The 22,803-nt window shown below is 59.9% G+C and carries 24 protein-coding genes and 2 pseudogenes; 17 read left to right on the top strand and 9 right to left on the bottom strand.

Going from position 1 to position 22,803, the window contains the following annotated elements; all coding sequences use genetic code 11:
* Positions 1-106: 106 nt before the first annotated feature.
* A pseudogene (locus tag FH08_RS54575) lies at positions 107-1,011 on the top strand (IS701 family transposase); the annotation flags it as partial.
* Here FH08_RS54575 and FH08_RS0144100 read toward each other — a convergent pair.
* On the bottom strand, positions 997-2,718 hold the full coding sequence (locus tag FH08_RS0144100) for an IS1634 family transposase (RefSeq protein WP_031364489.1): 1,722 nt from the start codon (positions 2,716-2,718) through the stop codon (positions 997-999). The pseudogene FH08_RS54575 and the gene FH08_RS0144100 overlap by 15 nt on opposite strands.
* Before the next feature lie 209 nt (positions 2,719-2,927).
* Here FH08_RS0144100 and FH08_RS52325 point away from each other — a divergent pair.
* The 6 genes and pseudogenes from FH08_RS52325 to FH08_RS0144070 all read left to right on the top strand — a co-directional run.
* Positions 2,928-3,221, top strand: a pseudogene (locus FH08_RS52325) (transposase); the annotation flags it as partial.
* Positions 3,222-3,912: 691 nt separating this feature from the next.
* Positions 3,913-4,311: a hypothetical protein gene (locus tag FH08_RS0144090; RefSeq protein ID WP_031364487.1), complete on the top strand. Its 399-nt coding sequence runs from the start codon at positions 3,913-3,915 to the stop codon at positions 4,309-4,311.
* Positions 4,312-4,526: 215 nt separating this feature from the next.
* Complete coding sequence (locus FH08_RS0144085) at positions 4,527-5,504, top strand: homoserine kinase (RefSeq protein WP_031364486.1); 978 nt, start codon at positions 4,527-4,529, stop codon at positions 5,502-5,504.
* 3 nt (positions 5,505-5,507) lie between these two features.
* A complete protein-coding gene (locus FH08_RS0144080) occupies positions 5,508-6,326 on the top strand; it encodes a BPSS1780 family membrane protein (RefSeq protein WP_031364485.1) in 819 nt (272 codons plus the stop codon).
* A 169-nt stretch (positions 6,327-6,495) separates the two neighbouring features.
* Entirely contained in the window at positions 6,496-6,948 is a 453-nt protein-coding gene (locus FH08_RS0144075; RefSeq protein WP_031364484.1) for a MarR family winged helix-turn-helix transcriptional regulator, read from the top strand.
* Between the two features lie 159 nt (positions 6,949-7,107).
* Positions 7,108-7,527, top strand: coding sequence for an organic hydroperoxide resistance protein (locus FH08_RS0144070; RefSeq protein WP_031364483.1), 420 nt, complete (start codon positions 7,108-7,110; stop codon positions 7,525-7,527).
* A gap of 188 nt (positions 7,528-7,715) precedes the next feature.
* Here the strand turns inward: FH08_RS0144070 and FH08_RS51025 are convergent, their stop codons facing one another.
* The gene (locus tag FH08_RS51025) at positions 7,716-7,889 is read right to left on the bottom strand and encodes a DUF3563 family protein (protein WP_075583458.1); all 174 of its coding nucleotides are present in this window, start codon (positions 7,887-7,889) and stop codon (positions 7,716-7,718) included.
* Positions 7,890-8,020: 131 nt separating this feature from the next.
* Entirely contained in the window at positions 8,021-9,166 is a 1,146-nt protein-coding gene (locus FH08_RS0144060; protein ID WP_031364482.1) for a PHB depolymerase family esterase, read from the bottom strand.
* Positions 9,167-9,436: 270 nt separating this feature from the next.
* Here FH08_RS0144060 and FH08_RS0144055 point away from each other — a divergent pair, with 270 nt between their 5' ends.
* The 4 genes from FH08_RS0144055 (at position 9,437) to FH08_RS0144040 (ending at position 12,459) form a co-directional block, all read left to right on the top strand.
* Positions 9,437-10,132 (top strand): phosphatase PAP2 family protein, encoded by a 696-nt coding sequence (locus tag FH08_RS0144055; RefSeq protein ID WP_031364481.1) that lies wholly within the window; start codon positions 9,437-9,439, stop codon positions 10,130-10,132.
* Positions 10,133-10,267: 135 nt separating this feature from the next.
* Positions 10,268-11,029 carry a molybdate ABC transporter substrate-binding protein gene (gene modA, locus FH08_RS0144050; RefSeq protein ID WP_419178058.1) on the top strand — a complete coding sequence of 254 codons (762 nt, stop codon included), beginning with the start codon at positions 10,268-10,270 and terminating at the stop codon, positions 11,027-11,029.
* A 21-nt stretch (positions 11,030-11,050) separates the two neighbouring features.
* Complete coding sequence (modB, locus tag FH08_RS0144045) at positions 11,051-11,725, top strand: molybdate ABC transporter permease subunit (RefSeq protein ID WP_031364479.1); 675 nt, start codon at positions 11,051-11,053, stop codon at positions 11,723-11,725.
* Between the two features lie 11 nt (positions 11,726-11,736).
* Positions 11,737-12,459 carry an ATP-binding cassette domain-containing protein gene (locus FH08_RS0144040; protein WP_051888993.1) on the top strand — a complete coding sequence of 241 codons (723 nt, stop codon included), beginning with the start codon at positions 11,737-11,739 and terminating at the stop codon, positions 12,457-12,459.
* Here the strand turns inward: FH08_RS0144040 and FH08_RS0144035 are convergent.
* Positions 12,422-13,264 carry a TOBE domain-containing protein gene (locus FH08_RS0144035; RefSeq protein ID WP_031364477.1) on the bottom strand — a complete coding sequence of 281 codons (843 nt, stop codon included), beginning with the start codon at positions 13,262-13,264 and terminating at the stop codon, positions 12,422-12,424. The two genes, FH08_RS0144040 and FH08_RS0144035, sit on opposite strands and share 38 nt — an antisense overlap.
* Positions 13,265-13,304: 40 nt before the next feature.
* On the bottom strand, positions 13,305-14,738 hold the full coding sequence (locus FH08_RS49875; RefSeq protein WP_081889799.1) for a CHAD domain-containing protein: 1,434 nt from the start codon (positions 14,736-14,738) through the stop codon (positions 13,305-13,307).
* 223 nt (positions 14,739-14,961) lie between these two features.
* Here FH08_RS49875 and FH08_RS0144025 point away from each other — a divergent pair, with 223 nt between their 5' ends.
* Complete coding sequence (locus FH08_RS0144025) at positions 14,962-16,557, top strand: inorganic phosphate transporter (protein ID WP_031364475.1); 1,596 nt, start codon at positions 14,962-14,964, stop codon at positions 16,555-16,557.
* Between the two features lie 86 nt (positions 16,558-16,643).
* Here the strand turns inward: FH08_RS0144025 and FH08_RS52320 are convergent, their stop codons facing one another.
* Entirely contained in the window at positions 16,644-16,865 is a 222-nt protein-coding gene (locus tag FH08_RS52320; protein ID WP_152603074.1) for a hypothetical protein, read from the bottom strand.
* A 39-nt stretch (positions 16,866-16,904) separates the two neighbouring features.
* Here FH08_RS52320 and FH08_RS51020 point away from each other — a divergent pair, with 39 nt between their 5' ends.
* Both FH08_RS51020 and FH08_RS0144015 read left to right on the top strand, forming a co-directional pair.
* Complete coding sequence (locus FH08_RS51020; protein WP_035568840.1) at positions 16,905-17,060, top strand: DUF3309 family protein; 156 nt, start codon at positions 16,905-16,907, stop codon at positions 17,058-17,060.
* Between the two features lie 168 nt (positions 17,061-17,228).
* Positions 17,229-18,017, top strand: a complete 789-nt coding sequence (locus FH08_RS0144015; RefSeq protein ID WP_031364474.1) for an SDR family NAD(P)-dependent oxidoreductase — start codon at positions 17,229-17,231, stop codon at positions 18,015-18,017.
* A 39-nt stretch (positions 18,018-18,056) separates the two neighbouring features.
* On the opposite strand, the gene FH08_RS0144010 is transcribed toward FH08_RS0144015, so the two are convergent.
* Entirely contained in the window at positions 18,057-18,419 is a 363-nt protein-coding gene (locus FH08_RS0144010; protein ID WP_235210694.1) for a DUF1328 domain-containing protein, read from the bottom strand.
* A gap of 19 nt (positions 18,420-18,438) precedes the next feature.
* On the bottom strand, positions 18,439-18,660 hold the full coding sequence (locus tag FH08_RS0144005) for a hypothetical protein (protein WP_031364472.1): 222 nt from the start codon (positions 18,658-18,660) through the stop codon (positions 18,439-18,441).
* A gap of 211 nt (positions 18,661-18,871) precedes the next feature.
* On the opposite strand from FH08_RS0144005, the gene FH08_RS0144000 reads away from it, so the two are divergent.
* The 3 genes from FH08_RS0144000 to FH08_RS0143990 all read left to right on the top strand — a co-directional run bounded on the left by FH08_RS0144000 (position 18,872) and on the right by FH08_RS0143990 (position 20,441).
* Entirely contained in the window at positions 18,872-19,150 is a 279-nt protein-coding gene (locus FH08_RS0144000) for a DUF2866 domain-containing protein (RefSeq protein ID WP_031364471.1), read from the top strand.
* Positions 19,151-19,284: 134 nt separating this feature from the next.
* On the top strand, positions 19,285-19,707 hold the full coding sequence (locus FH08_RS0143995; RefSeq protein ID WP_031364470.1) for an MbcA/ParS/Xre antitoxin family protein: 423 nt from the start codon (positions 19,285-19,287) through the stop codon (positions 19,705-19,707).
* 50 nt (positions 19,708-19,757) lie between these two features.
* The gene (locus FH08_RS0143990) at positions 19,758-20,441 is read left to right on the top strand and encodes an RES family NAD+ phosphorylase (RefSeq protein WP_031364469.1); all 684 of its coding nucleotides are present in this window, start codon (positions 19,758-19,760) and stop codon (positions 20,439-20,441) included.
* A 13-nt stretch (positions 20,442-20,454) separates the two neighbouring features.
* On the opposite strand, the gene FH08_RS0143985 is transcribed toward FH08_RS0143990, so the two are convergent.
* A complete protein-coding gene (locus tag FH08_RS0143985) occupies positions 20,455-21,759 on the bottom strand; it encodes a DNA topoisomerase IB (RefSeq protein ID WP_035568838.1) in 1,305 nt (434 codons plus the stop codon).
* Positions 21,760-22,803 lie beyond the last annotated feature (1,044 nt).

Below are 22,803 nucleotides of genomic sequence, written 5' to 3'. Positions count from 1 at the left end.
CTTCTGCGGCAGCACTCAAACGGGTCCGGACGCATTCGGCTCTAATACTGCAGCCGTAACTATTTAATGCCATATTAAATTAGTCATACTACATAAATTATGAAACATGAAGATACTCGTGAAGGCATGGGAGCGTGGGCTTGAAGCATTGCACGAGCGGCTCTGTGACCAGTTCAGTCGCTCGGAATCGCGACAGCGCTCGCTGTCCTACCCGAAGGGACTGCTGGGTACGGTTGAACGTAAGAACGGCTGGCAGCTCGCGGAATGCATCGGCGACTCGAGCCCAGACGGGGTTCAGTATCTGCTCGAGCGAGCGAGATGGGATGCAGATGCCGCGCGCGATGTATTGGGCCAGTACGTGGTTGAACAGTTGGGTGCGAGTGACGCGGTGCTGGTAGTGGATGCGACTGGCTTCGTCAAGAAATGTGAACACTCGGCGGGTGTGCAGCGCCAGTACAGCGGGACCGCCGGACGTATCGAGAACAGCCAGATCGGGGTGTTTCTCTGCTATGCGGGCCATGGGGGTAGCGCCTTCATCGACCGCGAGCTTTATTTTTACCCCAATCATGGATTGATGATCCACCGCGTTGCAAGGCTGCAGGCGCTCCCGACACGATAAAGCTCTCGACCAAACCCCAGCTTGCCAGACACATGCTTGAGCGAGCACTGGATGTAGGCGTGCCGTGCGCCTCGGTAACAGGCGATGAGGTATACGGTGGTGACCGGCATCTGCGGCTATGGCTTGAGTCGCGCGAACAGTCCTTCGTGCTGGCTGTCGCGAAGAACGAACCACTGTGGTGGCAGGGGCCGACGTACGTTCGCGCTGACAAGATCGCAGAGAGCTTGCCGGCCAGGGCGTGGCGACGTCTCTAGGCAGGCGCGGGCATCAAAGGCGAGCGTCTGTACGACTGGGCGCTTACTCCGCTTTGGCGTTTGCAGACCACGCCTGACTTACATTCCGCACGTCGAGGACACAATTTGGCGCGAATTTCGTCGCTAGTCCGGCGGGCGAAAGGCGTCTTCCGGGACGCCGAGTAGCCTGAGCAGCTGACGCTGCAATTCCGTGAGGGGAACGTCGAAGACCTGCACCGTGTGTGCGCCCTCGATCAGCCGGTGACGTTCGGCGAGGCTGAACAGGCGCAGGATCTGTTCGGTCGTGGGGCGTGCGCACTGACGCTGCTCGGGATAAAGAGGCAGTTCGTCGATAGTCTCGCGCTTCATGGCAAGGCGCAGCTCGCGTTCAATGAGCGCCTGCACGAGCAGAGCGAGGAAGTACAGCGTGAAGAAAGCCTCAATGCGGCCCTCATCCTTCAGGAACACCGGTGCGATCTCATGCACGGTCTTGATCTGTTCGAAGCGCTTCTCGATCATCGGCTGACCCTTGTGGGCTTCCAGCACCTGGGCCGGCGACAGACTGCGATCGTTTGTGACCAGAGGATACATCCCATCGCTGTTGTGATCGTAAGCGATGCTCTGTTCGTCCGTCGTCCACTCGATGTCAAAGCGCCGCCTGGTGATCTTGCGGTAAGCCGTCTCGGGCCCCGGGCGACCCCGCCGCGTCTGCCGGTACTCGTGTTCTTCGCGCACGGTACGACGGACCTTCAGATAGCGAGCGACGTGGTGCTTCTCGAGAATCACCTTTATCTGCAGGTCAATCTCGGCAGCGCCACGCAGCCGCGTCTTCGAGCCGGCTAGCCGCGCGCGTAACTGCTGGAACTCTTCAATGGCCGCGGCGATGTTCCTGCGTCGCCGGGCCTCCTGGCGCAGGGTCAGCAACGCACTCCACACCCATACTACGGGCCAGGCTTCGGCCGACAGTAGCGGCGCGCGAAAGACATACCAGCAGTCGCGCGGCCCGTCGCTGTGGCGCGCATTGGGCCGGTCCCACACACAGGTCCAGTCAGGGGTGTTGGTCTGGATCCACTGGCGGAACTCGGCGTCTTCCAGGCGATTGCGGGGCAACACGGTGACGAACCGTCCGCCCGCGCGATCGATATGGTCCATGTTCTCTCGGGAACAAAGTTTTGAATCGGCCACATAGAGGAAGTCGCTGCGCCCCGCCACGGCGCGCAGCGTATTCCAGGTCTCGATGTGGGTGCGCGAGTCGCTCGTGTTGCCGTCGGTACAGCGAAACGCGACGGGAATGTTGCCGTCGGCGCTCATGGTGAGGATGAACAGCAGTTGCTTCATATCGGGCCTATGGCACTTCGAATGACCATAGGTGATCACCGGTGCCGTGCGTCCGCGGATCTTGCGGCCTGAGGCACCACGATAGCTGCCATAGAAGCTGATCGTCGTACTGTCGTTGTGACATTCGTCGAAGTTCACGTCGAAGCGCTCTGCAACGGCCAGTGCCACCTCGGTGAGCAAGGCCGCGCGGTCGGCGTCAAACAGGTGATCCAGCGCACGGCCAAGCCGATCATCGCTGAGGTGATTCATCTCCTCAGAACCGACGCCAAACATCCCGCTCGCAAAGCCGTGGACCGTCTCCTGCTGGCGGTAAATCGGCTCGCGCTCGACGATGATTGAGCGCAGCAGCACGCCAAGGGCCCGGGCGTGAGGCACCGCACAGCGCGCGTCTGATAGAACGTGGCGATCGAGCAAGGACTCCAGGCCGATGCGATCAATGAAGTGATTGACGAGGGGTAAAGGTCCCAGTCGCTCGCTGTGCAGGATAAAGCGAGCCTTGGGCGGAGAAAGTTCTTGTGGGTTGGACATTCTCCCATTATGTTAATGTAGGAATACTAAATATTCAAGGTCGGTTAATGCTGTTTCACACCAATCACGGATTTGCAGCGTCAGTTGCTCAGGCTACCCGGCGGGGCCGGATGCGCACTTCGCCTGCCCGACCGCCAACGAAATTCACGCCAAATTGTGTCCTCGATCTGCGGAATGTAAGGCCTGAGGAACGCCGCTTCGGGCATTACCTGCTGGTGAGGCGCAGCCTGGATGAGAGGCGCGAGCATACTCACTACGTCGTCTACACCCCACGGCGCAAGGCTACACCGCAGACGTTGGTCAGCGTCGCGGGCCGTAGGTGGGAGATCGAGATTGGCTTTGAAGCCGCCAAGGGCGAATGCGGACTTGATCAGTATGAAGTGCGTCGATGGCAGGGTTGGTATCGCCATATCACTCTCGCGCTGCTCGCTCACGCCATGCTTGCCGTCCTTCGGGTACGTAGCAAAAAAAAGCCTGACGGCGTGGTTCCGCTCAGCCTATAGGAGATCCGTCGGCTGCTGTGCCGTCTGCTGTGGCGAACAATCTGGTCGATCGACCAGATCCTGTTATGGTCAATTTGGCGCCGAACCCACCAGTGGCGGGCGCAACAAGCCCACTATCGCAAGCGCGGCTGTACTCCCCCATGAATAAATAGTTACGGCTGTAATACTAAATCTAATTCAAATCAAAGTCTCGCGCGGATCCTTCGCCCAGATCTTCTCAGCATTCTTCTCCATTCTCGCGTCTAGATAGAATTCACTCCCTGTTCGACAAGTGTGTTCGGAGCGTTCACCTTCGACAGTGCGCACTGTGCCGTGAGATTTCCTTATTCCGGAACCGAAAGGAGCATGTCTGAGGGCACGGGAACGGGAAAGTACACACGTTAGTACACGAACCAAAAACTTCTGCGCCCGTGGCTTAACAGACGACAGTGACAAAGACGCGCTTACCTCTTGTGATGAATCGACATTAACACGGAAGAACCACCCGCCCATGAACACCCCTCCCGGCGATGCGTTTCTTCAACACGTTTCGCCACGCCAACACGGTTTCAATGAAACCAGCGCAAAATAAGGCTTTTGGGCGCGGCTCAAGGTCCCTTCGGTGACCCTTTAGTGTCCCTTCGGTGACCCTTTAGTGCCCCTTTCACGAGTGCGTTTTGCTAAAATCCGGGCACTCATCTGGAGAAACATCATGAAGCCGCTTCAATCTGTCGCCATCGCGGCCATTCTCGCCGCAGCCAGCATGGGCGCCTACGCGCAATCGGCCCCCGCGACGGATGCTCCGCCTGCGCACGTCATGTCGCCTGAAGAGAATGCCGGGCTGCCGGACCTGAAGGCCATCAACCGGCCGGCCGCGCAGGTCACGTCGAAGGTCGAAATTTCGCCGCCGCGCCTGCCGAGCTATCACGAACAAAGCACGAACGGCACCGAAATCACGGAATACCGCGACAAAGGCAAGCCCGTTGAAATCGACGTGCGCTCGAACTTCGGCACGCGTTATCAGATGAGCGCACCCGCCGACACGTCGCCGAGCGTCCGCGATAACGGCAAGCCCAGCACGCGCCTGCCTTCGTGGAACCTGACTTACTGAGCGTTTATTGAAGGGTTGTCCAGCGCTTAGTGATGAGTAGTTTTGAGCGCTCCGAGCGCCTATCGAGCGCTCGACAGCCTGCCACCGCCGTCCGTTTCATCCGCTGAGCCCGGCGCCGCGCCACCGTTTCACGGCGACGCAACGCCTGACTGACCCGCCCGCCGCATGTTGTTGCCGGTCATCCTGCATGTTCAACCTCACCAAAGCTCTCCCGCATGGCCGTATTCACCGCTGTCACCGATTCCCAGCTCACCGACTGGCTCCAGCACTACGAACTCGGCGAAGCCGTCGATTTCCGTGGCATTGCATCCGGTATCGAGAACAGCAACTTCTTCCTGACGACCACGCGCGGCGCGTATGTGCTGACGATCTTCGAGAACCTCACGGCCACGCAATTGCCGTTTTATCTCGATCTGATGCGCCATCTGGCACATCACGCCGTGCCGGTTCCCGATCCCATGCCCCGCCTCGACGGTGCGCTTTTCGGTACGCTGAACGGCAAGCCGGCGGCGATCGTGACGAAACTGGACGGCGCACCGGAACTGGCGCCGGGTCCCTTGCATTGCGTTGAAGTGGGCCAAATGCTGGCGCGGCTTCATTTGGCCGGCCGGGATTTTCCCGCGTATCAGCCGAACCTGCGCAGCCTCGCATGGTGGCAAGAGAACGTGCCAGCGGTGCTATCGCATTTAAGCGACGCACAGCGCGCGCTCATTACCAGCGAACTCGCGCATCAGGCGGCGTTTTTTGCATCGGAAGAGTACCGGTTGTTGCCCGAAGGCCCATGCCATTGCGACCTGTTCCGCGACAATGTGCTGTTCGCGCATCCGAGCGCGGATGAAACGCGGCTCGGCGGGTTCTTCGATTTCTATTTCGCCGGCAACGACAAATGGCTCTTCGATGTCGCCGTGTGCGTGAACGACTGGTGCATCGATCTGGCTACTGGCGCGCTGGATATGGCACGAGTCGACGCGTTGCTGCGCGCCTATCAGACAGTGCGCCCGTTCACGCCGGCCGAAGCGCATCACTGGAACGACATGCTGCGCGCGGGCGCGTTGCGCTTCTGGGTGTCGCGCCTTTATGATTTTCACCGGCCACGCGAAGCCGAGATGCTAAAACCGCACGATCCCGGCCATTTCGAACGCATCTTGCGCGAGCGCATCAAAGTTGCGCCCCCTCCCGTTCACGGTAATTAATCAATGCAATTGATCGAAGTCCCCGCCAAAACCGGTTATGTGTGGTTCCGCCAGGGTATCTGGCTGTTTCGCCGGAATCCGCTCGCGTTTCTCACGGTGTTCTTCGCCTATCTGTTTGCCATGACGCTGATCTCGCGGCTGCCGCTGATCGGTCCCGTGCTGCCGCTGCTGCTGATTCCGGGCGTGGCCGTAGGGTTCATGGCGGCTTGCCGCAATACCATCGCCAAGAAACCGGTCTGGCCGACGGTGCTCGTCGACGGCTTTCGTACCTACGGACAGATCGTCGCCCGCCGCTTGCTCGTACTTGGCGTGATCTACGTGGCGGCCATGGGCTTGATCTTCGCCGCGTCCGCGCTGGCCGACGGCGGCTTGCTGCTCAACATGATGCTCGGCAACGGTCCGGCCGGCGATCCGGAAACCGTGGCGGCAAGCTTCAACCCGCTCGCGGTGCTGGTCGCCATGGTCTGCTATCTGCCGGTGGCCATGCTGTTCTGGTTCGCGCCCATTTTGGTCGCCTGGCACGACGTACCGCCGGTGAAAGCGCTGTTCTTCAGCTTCGTGAGTTGCTGGCGCAATCGCGGCGCGTTCGTCATCTACGGCGTGTTATGGATTGGTATTGCGCTGGCCGTGTCCTTCGGACTCAGCGCGTTGATGCAGGCGCTGGGCGCCGAGCAGGATATGGCCCTCGCGGTGTTGATGCCAGCGTCCATCCTTGTCACGACCGCGTTGTATTGCTCGTTTTACGCGACGTATCGCGGCTGTTTCGGGGTGCAATCGGAGGATTCACCTGATATCCCGGATCCGTCCGAACCGCCGGTGTGAGTCTTCCCGGATGAACGAAAACTGATGAGCGAACGCCGATGACTGCCTGGTCATCGGCGTTTTATTTTGTGACGTGTCGTGAAGCGGGGACCCGCGACTTCCTTCGTGCGCTAAATATTTGCGTACACTATCGCTATATCCGTTTTTAGCGTATTCAGGCGCGACCGCCATGACCTCACTCCCGCAATTCTCGCTCGAACTCGACGCCCAGCTTTGCTTCGCGCTGTACTCGACCTCACTCGCGATGACCAAGACGTACAAACCGCTGCTGGACAAGGTCGGACTGACCTATCCCCAGTACCTGACCATGCTGGTGTTATGGCAAAGCGATGATCTGACCGTCAAGCAGATGGCCGAACGGCTAAGTCTCGATTCGGCAACCATGACGCCTCTGCTCAAGCGTCTTGAAGCGCAGGGGTACGTCAAGCGCGTGCGCGGTATTGAAGACGAGCGGCAAGTACACATCCACCTTACCGACGCCGGCCGTGAACTGAAGAACGCTATCCGCGATATTCCCGGCGAGATCTACTGCGCAGCCGGATCGGACGCCGACCAGCTTATCAAACTGCGCGACGATCTCGTGCAGCTGCGTACGTCCCTGATGGAACACAACGAATCCTAAAAAACCGATAGTCACAATCAATCGTCGATACGTCAATTTAATTTGTGCACTAATGATTAGTGCGATATATTTATTCCCGTTGGCACCGCGTTACCGAACTTCAGACCTGCAGTAACCTCTTTCTGCCGCCGGGCGGCAACCATTGAACAGGAGAACATGATGAGCATTCTTTACACAGCAACCGCAACGAGCACGGGTGGCCGCGACGGCCGGGCAGTATCGTCGGATGAAAACCTGGACGTGAAATTGAGCGCGCCGAAGGCATTGGGCGGCTCGGGCGCAGCCGGCACGAACCCTGAACAACTGTTTGCTGCTGGTTATTCGGCCTGTTTTCTGAGCGCGATGAAGTTTGTCGCCGGTCACGAAAAGAAGACCATCCCCGCCGATACGACGGTTACCGCCGACGTGGGCGTGGGCCCGAATGACAAGGGCGGCTTCGCGCTGGACGTTGAATTACGTGTCTCATTGCCGGGACTGGATGCGGCTGAAGCGCAAACGCTGGTAGAGACAGCTCACCAAGTGTGCCCGTATTCGAACGCGACGCGCGGTAACGTCGACGTACGGGTCAAGCTGGTCTGAGCTCAAGGTTGGGGCGCATGAGCGGCGGAAAGCTCGCGCCTATCGCGCCAACGCTCCAGCAAGCGCCAGACGCAAAAATGCCGGCCTTCGTGGCCGGCATTTTTTTGCTTCGACAACGCCGTCTTCGGCGTGACGAATCCTGCTTGTCCTTCTACTGACTAGCGAACTACCGCGGGACTATTGCGGAATTACTGTGCGAGCCACGAGGGATGACGCGACGTTACGCGACGATCCAGCTTCTGCATGCGGTATTCGAGATCATAAATGTCGGTAGCTTCGGCCAGATAAGCGTCGTTGCGCTCCTTGTCACGCTGGTCGGCGGATTTGGTCAGGAACAGGAAGAGGCGGCTGAGTAGATACATGGTGAACCTCGCTTAAATGATTAGGGTAATTACCTACTGCTTTGAACGAAGTATAGGGTAATCCCTAAGCAAATACTAGTGCTCAAAAAAGAATCACGTTGATACGAAAGACTTTTTTACAACACTCGAGGCTAAACCAGGGTCTCGTCGCGCACGGCCGATTGCACGCGACGCTGGTATTTGAAGAATTCCCAGAACATGGCCGATGCGTCCGGACCTTTGGAAGAATGGAACTGCACGGTGTCGTCACCGCCGCTCCAGGCATGGCCCAAACCGCGGACGACGCACGTCTTGATGACTCGCCGCCCACTTTTGACGTAGTCCGTCACAACGTTGTCGGCTTGCTTTTCCTCGCGACGTTCACCGCTGCGCCAGGCGCCGTTTGCGTCGATGAAACGGTTCAGGCGCAGGAATTCCGTTGTCAGTTGCTCGGCATTGGTCTTCGATACGACCGAATCCAGCTCGCCATGCACGATCATGGCCGGCATGCCGGGGTAATCGGCGACGTCGACCGCAGCGTCGATCAGGCCGACAGGGTCGCCGCGGCTGCCGCGCCGCATGGCGTCCATTGCACCGATTGCGGAGTGTGCGTCGCCGAAGACCACGCCTGAGTGCAATCCGACGGCCGCGAACAGCGACGGATACTTAACGGCGAGCATGGCTGCCAGCCCCGCTCCGGCCGACATTCCGGCCACATAAATACGCTCGGAGTCGAAATGGTGACGCGCAACCACCTCGCGCACCAGGGAAACGACCGCTGCCGCCTCTCCCCCGCCCGAATTGGCTGAATCTTCGTACCAATGCCAGCAGCGGTGCACGTGCGCCGTTTTCGACTGCTCGGGATACAGCACGGCAAATCCGAAGCGGTCGGCCAGTAAATTGATGCGCGTGCCCTGGGCGAACTCTTCAGCCGATTGCTGGCAGCCATGCAACATCACGACCAGCGGCATGTCCGTGAGGGATGCGCCTGTCGGCAGATACAACGCGTATGCCAGGTGGTTGACGAAGCGGCCCGCTGTCGGCGGAGCCGAATGGAACGACCGGGTCCACTTTCCCGCCGCCCACGCCGAGGCGCGCGGCCTCACCCGTGACTCGCGAGCAACACGCGGTTTCGGTGTAATTTTGGGTTTCGCCGAGGCCGGCTTAGTCACCTTGGCCACCTTGGCGCGGACAGACTTCGCCGGAGCGCGCGTTTTAGGCGCTCGGGGCGGAGCGAGCTGCGTCGCTACAAGGCGTTTCAAGCCTCGCAGCCAGAGTTTTGTCAGGCTTTTTGGCATCGAATTAAGGGTCCGCACTGAGGAAAAGGATCGCCAAACCCATCGGGAATGACGAATGTTGTGCAGTGCACAATAACACCGATTCCGAGACCGTGTGTGCATCACAGAATTTCACATTGCGTCAGGTTGACGTCATGTAAGCGGTTGATACCGTACGTTGCAAGAATTTTGATTCAATGCGTTGTTATTTTTAGACTCCCTCTAAAAATTTTAGAGGGCCGCCTGGCAGGTATACTGTTGGCTCTTTCACGCTCTGCAGTATCAATCTTCATGCCTGACTTGCCGCTTTCTCTTTGGCTCTCGATTACTTCGCTCGGCAGCGTCGGCGTCATGATTCCGCTCGCGCTCGCGGTTGCCGCATGGCTGGCGCTTGGGTATCCATGGCGTTACGCCGCGTGCTGGCTAGCGGTGCTCGGCGCCGCCAGCGTACTGGTCGCGCTGACCAAAATCGCGTTCATGGGATGGGGTGTCGGCGTGCGCGACCTGGATTTCACGGGCATCAGCGGTCATGCGATGGTGTCGTCGGCGGTATTGCCGGTGGCTTTTTTCGTCGCGTGTTTGCCGGGGCGTCGATGGGTGCGCGCGTCTGGCGTGACCGCTGGCGTGCTGATCGGCATTGTGGTCGGCGTGTCGCGGATCTTGCTGCATGCGCATTCAGTGTCGGAGGTGGTGACAGGATGCGGGCTCGGCGCGCTCGCCGCGTTGGTTTTCGTGGTGTTCGCCTGGCGGGCTGAATCCGGCAAATTGGCAGCGGCGCCGGTTGCGGTAAGCCTTGCAATGGTAGCTATCACGCTGCACGGGATTTCTGTGCCAACGCAGCGCTGGATCACGGATGTCGCCCTGCATTTGTCAGGCCGCGAGCAACCCTACATTCGCGCTCGATGGAAAGCGGGACGCTATGACAAGCCCGTTGCACCGCGGTCGCAACATATCGATGTGAGGTTTTCAGGGACGTCGGAGTCGTAAAGGGGCTGCGCTCGTCACCATCTGGAGGGCGATCGGGGTCGATGCCACCAGCGCAAAGTAGGGGAAACGAACGACCTATCGTTATAAACCCAAATATATTACGATGCGCTTTCCATTTCCCTCGACCTGTCCATCGTGTTCAATTTCAAGCACTCGCTGATCGCCGCTGTCTTCACGTTCACGCTGCAATCCGCCGCCCACGCTGATGAAATTGTCGTCTCCGCTGCAGCAAGCCTGACCAATGCGTTCAAGGCTATCGGCGACGCTTATGAGAAACAGCATCCCGGTACGAAAGTCCTGATGAACTTCGGCGCCTCCGACGTGTTGATGCAGCAAATCGTGAAAGGCGCTCCCGCCGATGTGTTCGCTTCCGCCGATCAAAAAGCCATGGACAAGGCTGTCGACGAAAAGGTCATCGCCACCGATTCGCGCCGCGACTTTGCCGCCAACTCGCTCGTGCTGATCGTGCCGAAAGACAGCGCGTTTGCACCCGCCAGCGTCAAGGACCTGACAGTCGCCAGCGTGAAACGCGTCGCTTACGGCGACCCGGCGTCAGTACCGGTCGGCCGCTATACCGAAGGCGCGCTCAAGGAAGCCGGCGTATGGGACGCAGTCAGCGCCAAGGGCGTGCTCGCGGCCAACGTGCGCCAAAGCCTGGACTACGTGGCACGCGGCGAAGTGGACGCCGGCTTCGTATTCAGCACCGACGCCGCCGTGATGCCGGATCGCGTGAAAGTGGCGCTGAACGTGCCGACGCAAACATCGATTACCTACCCCATCGCCCAGGTTGCGCAGAGCAAACACGCAGCCGACGCCCAGCAGTTCATCGCGTATGTGTTGTCGCCGGACGGCCAGAAGACGCTCGCGCAATTCGGCTTCAAACCGCCGGTGAAATGACGCTATATAGAACATAGAACCATGGACCAGGCGTGGATCCCACTGCTGTTGTCGCTGAAGGTAGCGGGATGGGCGACAGCAATCGACGTCGTGCTCGGCGTCGCGGTGGCGTTTGGGTTGTCGCGCTGGCGTTCGCCGGCGCGTGAGCTCGTCGACTCGTTGCTGACGCTGCCGCTGGTCATGCCGCCTACCGTCCTCGGTTATTACCTGCTCGTGTTGCTTGGCCGGCGCGGCGTGATCGGTGCATGGCTCGACAAGTTCGACATCCAGTTGGTATTCACGTGGCAAGGCGCGGTGATCGCGTCAGCCGTGGTTGCGTTTCCGCTCGTTCTGAAGTCGGCGCGCACCGCGTTTGAAACCGTCGACCCGCAATTCGAACGTGCGGCACGCACGCTCGGCATTTGTGAAGCTGCCGTGTTCTTTCGCGTGACGCTGCCGCTCGCCGCACGCGGCATCCTGGCCGGCGCACTGCTCGCGTTCGCGCGGGCGCTCGGGGAGTTCGGCGCCACGCTGATGATCGCGGGGAACTTGCCGGGCAGAACGCAAACGCTCTCGGTCGCCGTCTACGCCGCGGTCCAGGCCGGCGACGACAGCACCGCAAACATCCTCGTGATCGTGACCTCGGTCACGTGCGTGGTTATCCTGCTCGCAGCCGGACGGCTGCTGCCGCAGCGCTCCACCGCATCGGTGCGTTGAAGATGACCGCGATGACCGCCCTCGCCGTCCGCTTGCGCAAGCATTTCATCACGCCCGAGCGCGACTTCATGCTTGATATTTCGTTTCGTTCGACCAGCCAGCGCATCGTGCTGTTCGGGCCATCGGGCGCAGGCAAAAGCCTGACGCTGCAAACCATCGCCGGGCTGATCACACCGGATGAAGGCGAGATCGTCCTGAATGGCGCCACGCTGCTGGATACAGCCAACGCGATCGACCTGAGCCCGCAAGCGCGTCGGATCGCGTATCTGTTTCAGGACTATGCGCTGTTCCCGCACCTGAACGTGCGCCAGAACATTGCCTTCGGCCTGAAGCGCGGCTGGTGGAATCCGTCGAAACATGTTGCGCACACCGATGTGGACTATTGGCTGAACGCGTTCGACCTGACCCAGGTCGCGCGGCAGTTTCCGGCGCAATTGTCGGGTGGGCAAAAGCAACGCGTTGCGTTGGCGCGAGCGCTGGTTCCGCATCCGCAATTGCTGTTGCTCGACGAACCTTTTTCAGCGCTCGACATGACCCTGCGTCAGCGCATGCGCCAGGAACTGGCCGACCTTCAAAGCCGCCTGGACATTCCCATGGTGCTCATCACGCACGATCCCGACGACGTCGCCATGTTCGGCGATCAGGTCGTGAGTTTGCGCGAAGGCATCGTGCAACCGGACGATGCCCTCAACACACTCAGTCCGTCACGCCAAGAATCACGCTCGACGCCTTAAATGCCGCGATGGCGGCCTGGCCTTCCACCAGGCCGAGCGTCGTCACGCTCTCGTTCGTGATGACGGCAGTGACGGTGGTGGCATCGTCCAGTGCCAGCGATACCTCCGCGTTCACCGCGCCCGGCGTCACGCTGGACACCTTGCCGCGCAACTGGTTTCGCGCCGAGATCCGCATGGGTTTGGAGGACTCTTCGGCGTCATCGACCATTAGCATGACCCACGACGCCTTCACGAGCGCGAACGCCTCCACACCCTCCTTGAGACCGAGCGATGTGGTGCTTTCGTGCGTGAGCACCGCGACGATCGATTGGCCACCGGACAACGTAAGTTGGACTTCGTCGTTCACAGAACCGCGCGTGACTTTACTGACCGTGCCGAACAGCTGGTTGCGTGCGCTCGTTTTCATGCCGATTCGTCCAATCAGCCGCCAGTCCTGCGCGAAGCCTTCAATCGCGGCGCCGGCGCGTTCCAGAAACGCCCGATGCTCCCGTTCGATCGCCCGATACGTATCGATCAGTCTGAGAGCCTTCGCCGTCAAAGTGGTCCCGCCGCCGCCCTTGCCGCCCGTGGCACGCACGACGAGCGCGGTGCCGGCGAGGTTATTCATGGTGTCGATGGCGTCCCACGCCGCCTTATAACTCATGCCGACGGCCTTCGCGGCACCTGTGATCGAACCGGTCTGCTGGATGGCCGCGAGCAACGCGATGCGCGCCGCGCCGCCGAGGGTGGCCTCGCCGCTGCGAAACCAGACTGATCCGCCTACTTCGATGGGATCGTGCGGTGTACTACGGGATTCGTCAGTCATGAGGAAAGTGTGAAGAGTGTAGGTATAGCGATGCGTTCATTCACTTGATCCGCGGCGGCTTTATCTTGCGCAGGATGCGCTCGCCTTCCATTGCGCTCATCCGTTGCGCGTTGACGGCAAAGCCCTTGGCCAAACCCTTCTGGAATTCGCCGGCTTCCTTCAGATCGGCCAGACGCTGAGCAGCAACGGCCGCGTCGTTGCCGTCGCCCAGGACGCTTTGCAACTTCCCCAATGCGTCCTCCACCTCCTTACGGGTTTTCCGGGTCAGCAGTGAGCGAAAAAATTCGAGCGCGTAACGCAAGCGCTTGGCGTGTATGCGCACTTTGTGCCGCGTCGCGGCATCGATCGTGGTGAGGTCCGGTGCACGCTCGATCTTCCGATAATGCTTCGTGATGCGCTTCTGTGCATAGACGGCGAGCGTCTGGTCCGCATGGCCAGGGGGCGGCTCAAGCGCGCTGAACCACTCGACATAGGACAGCGCGAGCCGAGCGTAACGCGGGGAATTCATCGCGTCCTGCAGACGCTGCCGGGCAGCGATGCGGTTGCTGTCGGCGGCGCCATGCGTCGGTTTCCACGCGTCCTTGTGCTGCGGATCATCCGATTCCGCATAGGCGGCAAGCGTGGTGTCGGTGAAGACGTCCCAGTCGCGGGCATCGCCCAGCAAATCGCCGAACCATTTCAGGTCGGGCGCGATTTCCGTGGTCCACGCCTCGTCGATCCAATCCGGGAAAAGCTTGAGCGCCGTCTTCAGGCGACGCTGCGCGACACGCAATTGATGCACGTGTTCCACCTCGAGCCCGCCACGCGACGCAGCGTCGTTGCCGAACCACTGCGCCGCGACTGACTTGCCAATCAAGACGAATGCATCGGTCGTGCTGGCCTCTTCAGGCAACTTCAGCTTGCAGGCCGTGACCGGCTCGCGCAAGGAGCTGTCGATAGGAATAGGTACGATCAGGAACGGCAGCGCCTCCACAATCTCATGCGCGCTCGCGAACAGCGCTTCGTGTGCGTCGGGAGCGGCCGTGAGCGTCAGCATTGCCGGGCGATCCGGGTCGGGTCGCAGCGTGGCGCGCACGTGCACACCGGTGTCCATCTCGCCGGGCGTGTCCCACTCGACGATCGCCGTCTCGGTGGCCTCGCTTAATGTAAAGCTGGCATCGCCGAGCAAGGTCTTGAGATCAGTCAGCGCTTCCTCCGACTTGATCCAGCCATGCAGCGTGTCAAACGGACCCGCCTCGGTTTCAATCCGCCGGACCAGCGGCCAGTCCCGGTGCATTGCCACGAAAACCCGATGGTCATCGTGCGTCTCGATCCCAACTTCCCACTCGGCCAGATTCGTCCCGGCTTTTTGCGATCGCAGCGCGAAATCCGTCCGGCGCGCCGTAGCGAACCGGCTCAGTCGCGCCAGCGCTTCGTCCAGCGGACCATTCGAAACATCCAGAGAAACCATCCTCAACTCGACGAGTTGCAACATAACTTCCCCATCATGAGCGGCTGTCCTTAGCTGGCAGCAAGTCGCGAACCGCACCTTCAGATCAGACAAATTTCAATTCTTTCAATGTCATCAAAAAGCCATAAACCGTGTGCAAACATGGTTGCCGCCACCGCCAGAAGCAACGCCTTTCAGTGTTTCCAGTGTTTCTCTACACCTGAATCCCTTACGTCACACGCGCAGCCTCTAGCTCAAAGGATGTTCCATGCCTGACTTGACCCTACCCGATAGTAACGACAGCAACGGGCCCCGCTCACTCGGACGCCGGCTGAGCATGCCGATATTCCTCGTCGTGATCGGCGTTGGCATTATCTATTGCGTGACGCATCTGATGCACGACCTGGAGTCGGTCCAACAGTCTTCGATACTGCCTTACGTCCTGCTTGGCGTCGCCTTGATGATCGCCCTTGGGTTCGAATTCGTAAATGGTTTCCACGATACGGCAAATGCCGTCGCCACCGTCATCTATACCCATTCGCTCGCGCCGAATCTCGCGGTCGTCTGGTCGGGCGCATGGAATTTTCTCGGCGTGCTGGTATCGAGCGGCGCGGTGGCGTTCGGCATCCTGCAACTGCTGCCGGTGGAACTCATCCTGGGCGTCGGGACATCGCAGGGTTTTGCAATGGTCTTCGCGTTGCTGATTGCCGCGATCATCTGGAATCTCGGTACCTGGGCGCTGGGCATTCCTTCATCGAGCTCCCATACCCTGATTGGCTCGGTGATCGGCGTCGGCTTGATGAACCAGATGATGCACGGCCCGTCGGGGACATCGGGTGTCGACTGGAACCAGGCGCTCGCGGTCGGCAAATCGCTGTTGTTCTCCCCGTTGGTCGGCTTCATCCTGGCGGGATTCCTGCTGTACGTGATGAAGCTCGTGGTGCGCATTCCCGCGCTCTACAAAGAGCCGAAGAAAAACACGCCGCCGCCGTTCTGGATTCGCTGCCTGCTGATCCTGACGTGCACGGGCGTGTCGTTCGCGCACGGTTCCAACGACGGCCAGAAAGGCATGGGCCTCATCATGCTGATCCTGATCGGCACCGTGCCGACCGCCTATGCGCTGAACAAGGCCGTTACGCCGGCCGAGACGCAGACCTTCCTGTCGGTCGGCCACCACGCGTCCGAAGTGCTCGGCAAGTACACCAGTGGCGCCGCACCCGTTGCAGACCCGCGCGCGGTGGTACAGCACTACGTGCAGACCAAGGCGGTCCAGCCGGACACCGTGGTCGCGCTGAAGCAGCTCACCGATATCATCGATGGACAAGTCGGGCCTTCGTCGTCGATGGCGACCGTGCCGCAAGATATCGTGGGCAACGTCCGCAATAACATGTATGTGACCTCCGAAGCGCTGCGCCTGATGGACAAGCAAAATGCGCCCGCCTTCGCCGCCGACGACGCTGCCGTGCTCAAGAACTTCAAAGGCCAGCTCGACCATTCGACCAAGTTCATCCCGACGTGGGTGAAAGTGGCGGTGGCGGTCGCGCTCGGCTTGGGCACGATGGTCGGCTGGAAGCGGATCGTGGTGACGGTCGGTGAACGGATCGGCAAGACCCATCTGACCTATGGACAAGGGGCGTCGGCGGAACTCGTCGCGATGTTGACGATTGGCGCAGCGGACGTCTACGGCCTGCCGGTCAGTACAACCCATGTGCTGTCCTCGGGCGTGGCGGGAACCATGGCGGCGAACGGTTCAGGGCTGCAATGGCGCACTGTGCGCAGCCTCGCGCTTGCCTGGATCTTGACCCTGCCCGTTTCGATCGGACTCGCCGCGGGATTGTTCTGGGTGTTCCGCGGTTTGTTCTAAGCGCCATATGAGTAGATTTATCGGGCTATTCCAAACGCGGTTTTAAGCCCGTTTCACGCGCCCCCAGTTGCACGCACCGTTGCACATTAAGCGCGAGCGGTTTTTTCAAACCGCTCGCGCGCTTGCAGAATTTGCCGATAGCCGGCAGCTGTTTTTCCTCTCTCCGGCTCCCTCCCCGCGCCACCTGCTTTTCGCCATAGGCACAGCGCTTGCTCAATCAAAGCGGCAATCGCGAGGGTATTGGCGCTGTGGACACATAAAGAAGCAATCCGCCAATACTCACGCCGCACCATACGCGGCATCGCCATTCACTCTTCAGCAGACTTTAATAATTAAGGAGAAGTGGAATGATCGGAACAATCTTGCTTGTCGTGTTGATCCTGCTGCTACTCGGGGCTTTCCCTTCATGGCCGCACAGCCGTAGCTGGGGCTATGGCCCAAGCGGGATTTTGGGCGTGGTGGTGGTCGTTGTGATCGTGCTGCTGCTCATGGGACGAATCTAGGGGTATAAGTCGACTGGTGTCAGCCGTTTGCCTGTTTGCCGTTTAGTCAGGCGCAGACTCGAAACTGCTGTGTTATCGCCTGCCAAAGTAGAACATCGCTTGTGGCAGGCGGTTTTCATTGGCTACCGACTACTCTTCGACATCCGCTAATCAAGGAGTACACATTTCATGGACCTCCACCTGGAAGACAAACTCGCGCTCGTCTCGGGATCGACGAAAGGCATTGGCCTTGCGATCGCCACGGGACTTGCTCGCGAAGGTGCGCGCGTGATCGTGAACGGCCGCAAGCAGGCATCCGTCGATGAAGCCCTGGAAAAGCTACGCACTCAGGTGCCCAACGCGAACGCTGAAGGCTTCGCCGGGGACCTCTCAGACGCCCGCCAGATCGATGCGCTGGTCGCGCGCTATCCGGCCGTCGACGTGCTGGTGAACAACCTGGGCATCTTCGATCCGAAACCGTTCGAGGAAATTCCGGACGACGAATGGCTGCGTTTCTTCGATACCAACGTGATGTCAGGCGTACGGCTGGCGCGCGCCTACCTGCCGAAGATGAAAGCGAAGAACTGGGGCCGTGTGGTGTTTATCAGCAGCGAGAGCGGCATTCAGATTCCCGTCGAGATGATCCACTACGGTGTGACGAAGACCGCGCAACTCGGGTTGTCGCGTGGGCTTGCCGAACACTGTGCAGGCACAGGCGTGACGGTGAACGCGGTATTACCGGGTCCGACGCATTCCGACGGCCTCGATGAAATGGCCGCGAAGGGCATGGGCGACAAGTCGTTCGCAGAGTTCGAGAAGGGCTTCTTCGAAACGGCGCGGCCGAGTTCGCTGCTCAAGCGTTTTGCCACAACCGAGGAAGTAGCAAATATGGTGGTGTATGTGTGCTCGGAAGCGTCGTCGGCTACGAATGGCGCAGCGTTGCGAGTGGACGGCGGAGTTGTGCGGTCCGCTTTTTAGAACTGCGTGCCGCGCTGGATCAACGTACTAAACGCAGGCTCACACGCGCAGGACACGTCCGTCCGGCCCGATCAGCGGCGGCAGGCGCGGCGTTGAGTCCGGTCCTTTGGGCGCTGTTTTCGCGTGTCCCGGAATCGCCGGAGCCGTCGTGAGCGCTGGTGGTGCGATGTTGGTTTTATCGGCGACTTGCTTGACGGCGGGGCCGCTCTTGCGCTTTTTCTTTACCTGCGCCGACTGCACGCCATGCGGTTTGGCCTTCGATTTATGCATCTGCGCTTCAGGCGGATTCCAGACTTCGACGTATCGCTCGGCTGCTGCCGCTGCGAGTGAGCCGAAACCCAGGAATCCGGCGACGACTGCAAGCAAGACGTTCGAAGAGAGTGTGGATAAAGCAGATCTCACAGCAATTGCTCCAGAGTGTTCAGTGTCCGCCAGCGCGCGAAAGTATAGCGTCGAGCGAGCGCTGCGATGTATCGAGTTCAAGCAACGCGCTGTCCAGCCGTTGCAGCGCCAACGCGACGGTGCGGCCGTCGGCGGCCAGTTCCGGTTCGCTGCGTGTAGCGTCAAAAGCGGCCGATACCGCGCGGGTAGCTTGCACGTATCGCGCGAGCGCAGCGGCTTCAGCAGAAGAATGACTGTTCATGTTTCGTGTCCACGCAAAAGCACTCACCTGTATGAATATACAGTAATGCCGCGCGACGGAAAAGCATTCGTGCGGCGAAGAGCAGTGTGCACGTAAACCCGCCTGGTTTTAAGTTGCACTTAATTGTCAGAGGGCACATTACAAACGCGAGCTTTTGTCGCCGCCGAAGACGGCGGCTTTTAAATCAGGGCTTTCACCGCGAGGACACGTCATGGCCGCAAGCGCATCGTTTCAAAACATCAAGTCCACGATGAAAACCGATCACGCCCTGCCGCTGCACGAATGCCGGCTTTCCGAGGCTGTGGAAAGGCCATGGGGCAAGCCGTATCGCATGGTTGAATGGGCGCGCAAAAGCGATCCATGCAGTCAACTGAGCGTCGTGCCGGCAGAGTTCACTACCTCCGAGATTGCAGAAGTACTGCGCGCGCACGTATCGGGGCGGCGCTACGGTCCCACGGATACCGACGGGACCGTGAACAACGACGCTTGAACACAAGCAGCGGCGCTTTTTTGGCTCCGCTGCGAACGGACATCGATTTGGGCGCAGCGCAAAATCTCAGTTAAAACTTGATATAGTCCACAAATGGACTAATATGTGAATCAAGTTCTTAACGAGACTTATCTATGTCCCGCGCTCAACGCGTCCCGCGACCCATTCCTACGCCCCAGCCGTCGATCGCGGACATGTCCGCGGCAGGCTTGCGCGCGTTTTTCAATATCGCGCGCGACTGGACTCTGTCGGCCGATGAGCAGATCGTCTTGCTGGGTTCTCCCGGGCGGTCCACGTACTTCAAGTGGAAACAAACGCCGCAAACGGCGCGTCTCGGGCGCGACACGCTCGAGCGGCTGTCACTGATTCTCGGCATTTACAAAGCCTTGCAAATCCTGTTGCCGCAAGCCGAAGCAGCGGATGGCTGGATCAAGCGCGCGAATACCGCGCCGCCATTTGGCGGACGGCGCGCGCTTGACCGCATGCTCGCGGGCAACGTGAGCGATCTCGTGGCGGTTCGCCAATATCTCGATGCGATGCGGGGCGGTTGGGCGTGAGCGATCTATCCAATCTGCCGCAAGCTGAAAACGACTGGCACGCTGACTGGCTGCATATCGACCTCAACTGGTCGCCGGCCTACCGCGTGATTCCCACGCGTTTTCCAGCCGTGAACTTGTTCGATCGCGTTGCGTCGCCCCAGGATTTCGACGCCCTCTACGCGCTCGAGGCCATGACCAATGACCGCTTGCGCACGGAAGTGGGTGACCTGGATCTGGTGCCGCTCGCCGAGCGGCAGTTCGGTGCCGGTTACGGCCCGATCATGGCGGCCTTCACTCATCTGAACCCGAACGGCAGCCGTTTCTCCGATGGCAGCTACGGCGTGTTTTATTGCGCGCGCGACCGGCGTACGGCCATTGAGGAGACGCGTTATCACTCGGGGCTGTTTCTAGCGGACACCAAACAAGCGCCGCTGCGCCAGCAGATGCGGCTTTATACGGTGCTGGCGCAAGGGGATGTCATCGACCTATGCAAGGGTCGGCTGGAACAAGCTGCGCTCGATCCTGCGATTCTTTCGCCATCCAGTTACGTTGCGGGCCAGGCGTTGGGACGGGCTGCGCGGGGAGCGGGCGCACCGGGAATTGCGTATCCATCGGTGCGAGACCACGGCGGCGAATGCCTTGCCGCTTTCCGCACTACCCTGCTGCGCGACTGCCGCCACGCTGCGTATCTGGAATACGAATGGAATGGCGAAACCGTGACCAACGTCTTTGAGATGAGCAAGGTCGGTTAGGTCCGCTGAGCACTTAACTGATAGACACCGCCGTCGACGACCGTACGCGCGCGATCTTCTTGGTCGCGGGGCGCGCGGCCGTCGATGCGGTTTTCGGTGCAGCGGCCTTCGATACCGCCGCAAGCGCTTCCATCCCAACGTCCTTCGACGAGTTCTTCAGCGCAGCCGCTTTCGCTTTTTGACTGGACTTGGCGAGCAGCCGGGCGAGCCGCGGATCTGCTCCATTCGCCTGGCTCTTGCGGCCTCGCGCCGCTTCGCGAGCACGGCGCTTCGCGTCTTTTTCCAAAAAAATGGCGAGCGTCGCTTCGTCGGTTTTCAGGCCCGATCGGCGCGAAGATGGCAGTTCGTCGGCAAGTTCACCGGCTTCGAACGCTTCGATCACCGCTGGATGGACGTAGCATTTGCGGCACACGGCCGGTGTGTTGCGCAATATCTTCGATACCTCCTTGATCGTGCCGACCACATGCATGCGTGCTTCGGTCACGGTTTCCCACGCCAGCTTGCGCAGCGCCGCCAGGGCGAATACGCTGCCGGCCCATGTCCGGTAGTCCTTGGCCGTGAAGTCGGCGCCGGTGATGTCGTGGAGGTAGTCGTTGATATCGGAGGAGCTGACGGTGTGGCGTTCGCCGTTCGCGTCGAGGTACTGGAACAGGTCGTGACCGGGCAGGTCCATGCAGCGTTTGATGATCCTGGCGATTCGAGCGTCGTTCACCGAGACATCGTGTTCAATCCCGCTTTTGCCGCGGAACTGAAAGCGCAGCGTGCCGGACTTGACGCTCAGGTGTTTCTTGCGCAGGGTGGTAAGTCCATACGACTTGTTGTCGCGTGCGTATTCTTCGCTGCCTACGCGAATCAGCGTGGTGTCGAGGAGCCTGACTACGGTGGCCAGGACCTTGTCGCGGGGCATGCCTTCGAGGTCGAGATCCCGGGTGACGCGTGCACGCAGTTTCGGCAACACGGCGCTGAACGCCAGCATTCGTTCGTACTTGGTGGCGTCGCGGGTTTCGCGCCAATGCGGGTGATATCGATATTGTTTGCGGCCACGGGCGTCGCGGCCAGTGGCTTGCAGGTGGCCGCGTGAGTCGGGGCAGATCCAGACGTTGGTATAAGCGGGTGGGATGGCGAGTGCGTTGATGCGCTTGATGTCGGCGTCGTCGGAGAGGGGGTTGCCCTGGGTGTTGAAAAAGACGAAGGCGCCGTTTTTCCATTCGCGCGTGTAGCCGGGACGGGAGTCATCGACGTAGCGCAGACCGGGGGGCAGGTCTTCGGGGCAGCCCTTGATCTCGCTTTGAGGTTGTTGGTCTTGGGGTGCTGTCACTGCGCGCCTCGCCTGGATATCGCTCGATTGGACGAGATTCCAGCAAAGCCCATTCCACGGGGTTTTCGTTCGCACGGGGTTTTCGTTCGCACTCGGGGGCGGGTTTTGGCGCGGTGTTGCTAGGGTCAGGGGTTAGCGGTTGCGGTCGGTGCCGGGTTGCCAGGTTCTGGGGTTAGCGGTTGGGGTTGATGCCGGGGTGCCAGGTTCCTGCGTTAGCGGTCGGGGTCAATGCCGGGTTGCTGCTTTCGGCGTTAGTGGTCTGCTTGAGTTGGATTTTCTCTTTATCACTATTAGCCACTGTGCGTGGCGGCACGTCATTTCTTTGTCCAAAGCGACAAAGAAACGAAGCAAAGAAAACGCTTTCAGAACGAGGGCTCGTAAGTTGACCTAGCGTGCAGTTTCCACGTTTTTGGCACCCCAAAAGCACGGTGCTCGCCAGAGCCACCGATGTGTGAAACCCTCCTTCTCCGAACACGGATACCCACACGCTTCGCCACCAGTGACTGAACCTGCCTAAGGTTCACCCCGCGCTATCCGCGAACAACCATCCACCAATTTGTACGCACGACGAACCACGTCGTCAACCCACCAAGAAATAAAGCCGCAGAGTACGTAAGGCCATACCCACAAAAATAGCTGCTCGGATCAAGCAACCAGCTGACCAAACGATGAAGCACTAAAAGCGATGAAGCACTAAAAGCGATGAAGCACTAGAAGCGCGTGAGGCCGTGCGGGTTCCTTGGCACTCGTGCTTGCCCGAGAGCGTACGGGGCGAAGCGTGTGCGTGTAAGAATTCGCGAGAAGGAGGGGTTCACACATCCGTGGTTCTGGCGAGCACCGTGCTTTTGGGGTGCCAAAAACGTGGAGGCTGCACGCTAGGTCAACTTACGAGCCCTCGTTCTGAAAGCGTTTTCTTTGCTTCGTTTCTTTGTCGCTTTGGACAAAGAAATGACGTGCCGCCACGCACAGTGGCTAATAGTGATAAAGAAATTAGCCAACTCAAGCAGACCGCCAAGCTAAGCAGCAGCAACCCGGCAATGACTC

Origin of the sequence: Caballeronia sordidicola, assembly GCF_000729995.1 — a bacterium.
Taxonomy (GTDB): Bacteria; Pseudomonadota; Gammaproteobacteria; order Burkholderiales; family Burkholderiaceae; genus Caballeronia; species Caballeronia sordidicola_A.
The sequence above is the reverse complement of the archived record's forward strand: the minus strand, read 5'-3'. Positions and strand labels throughout refer to the sequence as shown.

What these genes read in the sequence shown, in the direction of transcription:
- FH08_RS0144100 (WP_031364489.1), bottom strand. Translation starts at nt 2,718, where the DNA reads ATGTCCAACCCACAAGAACTTTCTCCGCCCAAGGCTCGCTTTATCCTG.
- FH08_RS0144090 (WP_031364487.1), top strand. Translation starts at nt 3,913, where the DNA reads ATGAAGCCGCTTCAATCTGTCGCCATCGCGGCCATTCTCGCCGCAGCC.
- FH08_RS0144085 (WP_031364486.1), top strand. Translation starts at nt 4,527, where the DNA reads ATGGCCGTATTCACCGCTGTCACCGATTCCCAGCTCACCGACTGGCTC.
- FH08_RS0144080 (WP_031364485.1), top strand. Translation starts at nt 5,508, where the DNA reads ATGCAATTGATCGAAGTCCCCGCCAAAACCGGTTATGTGTGGTTCCGC.
- FH08_RS0144075 (WP_031364484.1), top strand. Translation starts at nt 6,496, where the DNA reads ATGACCTCACTCCCGCAATTCTCGCTCGAACTCGACGCCCAGCTTTGC.
- FH08_RS0144070 (WP_031364483.1), top strand. Translation starts at nt 7,108, where the DNA reads ATGAGCATTCTTTACACAGCAACCGCAACGAGCACGGGTGGCCGCGAC.
- FH08_RS51025 (WP_075583458.1), bottom strand. Translation starts at nt 7,889, where the DNA reads ATGTATCTACTCAGCCGCCTCTTCCTGTTCCTGACCAAATCCGCCGAC.
- FH08_RS0144060 (WP_031364482.1), bottom strand. Translation starts at nt 9,166, where the DNA reads ATGCCAAAAAGCCTGACAAAACTCTGGCTGCGAGGCTTGAAACGCCTT.
- FH08_RS0144055 (WP_031364481.1), top strand. Translation starts at nt 9,437, where the DNA reads ATGCCTGACTTGCCGCTTTCTCTTTGGCTCTCGATTACTTCGCTCGGC.
- modB (WP_031364479.1), top strand. Translation starts at nt 11,051, where the DNA reads ATGGACCAGGCGTGGATCCCACTGCTGTTGTCGCTGAAGGTAGCGGGA.
- FH08_RS0144040 (WP_051888993.1), top strand. Translation starts at nt 11,737, where the DNA reads ATGACCGCCCTCGCCGTCCGCTTGCGCAAGCATTTCATCACGCCCGAG.
- FH08_RS0144035 (WP_031364477.1), bottom strand. Translation starts at nt 13,264, where the DNA reads ATGACTGACGAATCCCGTAGTACACCGCACGATCCCATCGAAGTAGGC.
- FH08_RS49875 (WP_081889799.1), bottom strand. Translation starts at nt 14,738, where the DNA reads ATGTTGCAACTCGTCGAGTTGAGGATGGTTTCTCTGGATGTTTCGAAT.
- FH08_RS0144025 (WP_031364475.1), top strand. Translation starts at nt 14,962, where the DNA reads ATGCCTGACTTGACCCTACCCGATAGTAACGACAGCAACGGGCCCCGC.
- FH08_RS52320 (WP_152603074.1), bottom strand. Translation starts at nt 16,865, where the DNA reads ATGGCGATGCCGCGTATGGTGCGGCGTGAGTATTGGCGGATTGCTTCT.
- FH08_RS51020 (WP_035568840.1), top strand. Translation starts at nt 16,905, where the DNA reads ATGATCGGAACAATCTTGCTTGTCGTGTTGATCCTGCTGCTACTCGGG.
- FH08_RS0144015 (WP_031364474.1), top strand. Translation starts at nt 17,229, where the DNA reads ATGGACCTCCACCTGGAAGACAAACTCGCGCTCGTCTCGGGATCGACG.
- FH08_RS0144005 (WP_031364472.1), bottom strand. Translation starts at nt 18,660, where the DNA reads ATGAACAGTCATTCTTCTGCTGAAGCCGCTGCGCTCGCGCGATACGTG.
- FH08_RS0144000 (WP_031364471.1), top strand. Translation starts at nt 18,872, where the DNA reads ATGGCCGCAAGCGCATCGTTTCAAAACATCAAGTCCACGATGAAAACC.
- FH08_RS0143995 (WP_031364470.1), top strand. Translation starts at nt 19,285, where the DNA reads ATGTCCCGCGCTCAACGCGTCCCGCGACCCATTCCTACGCCCCAGCCG.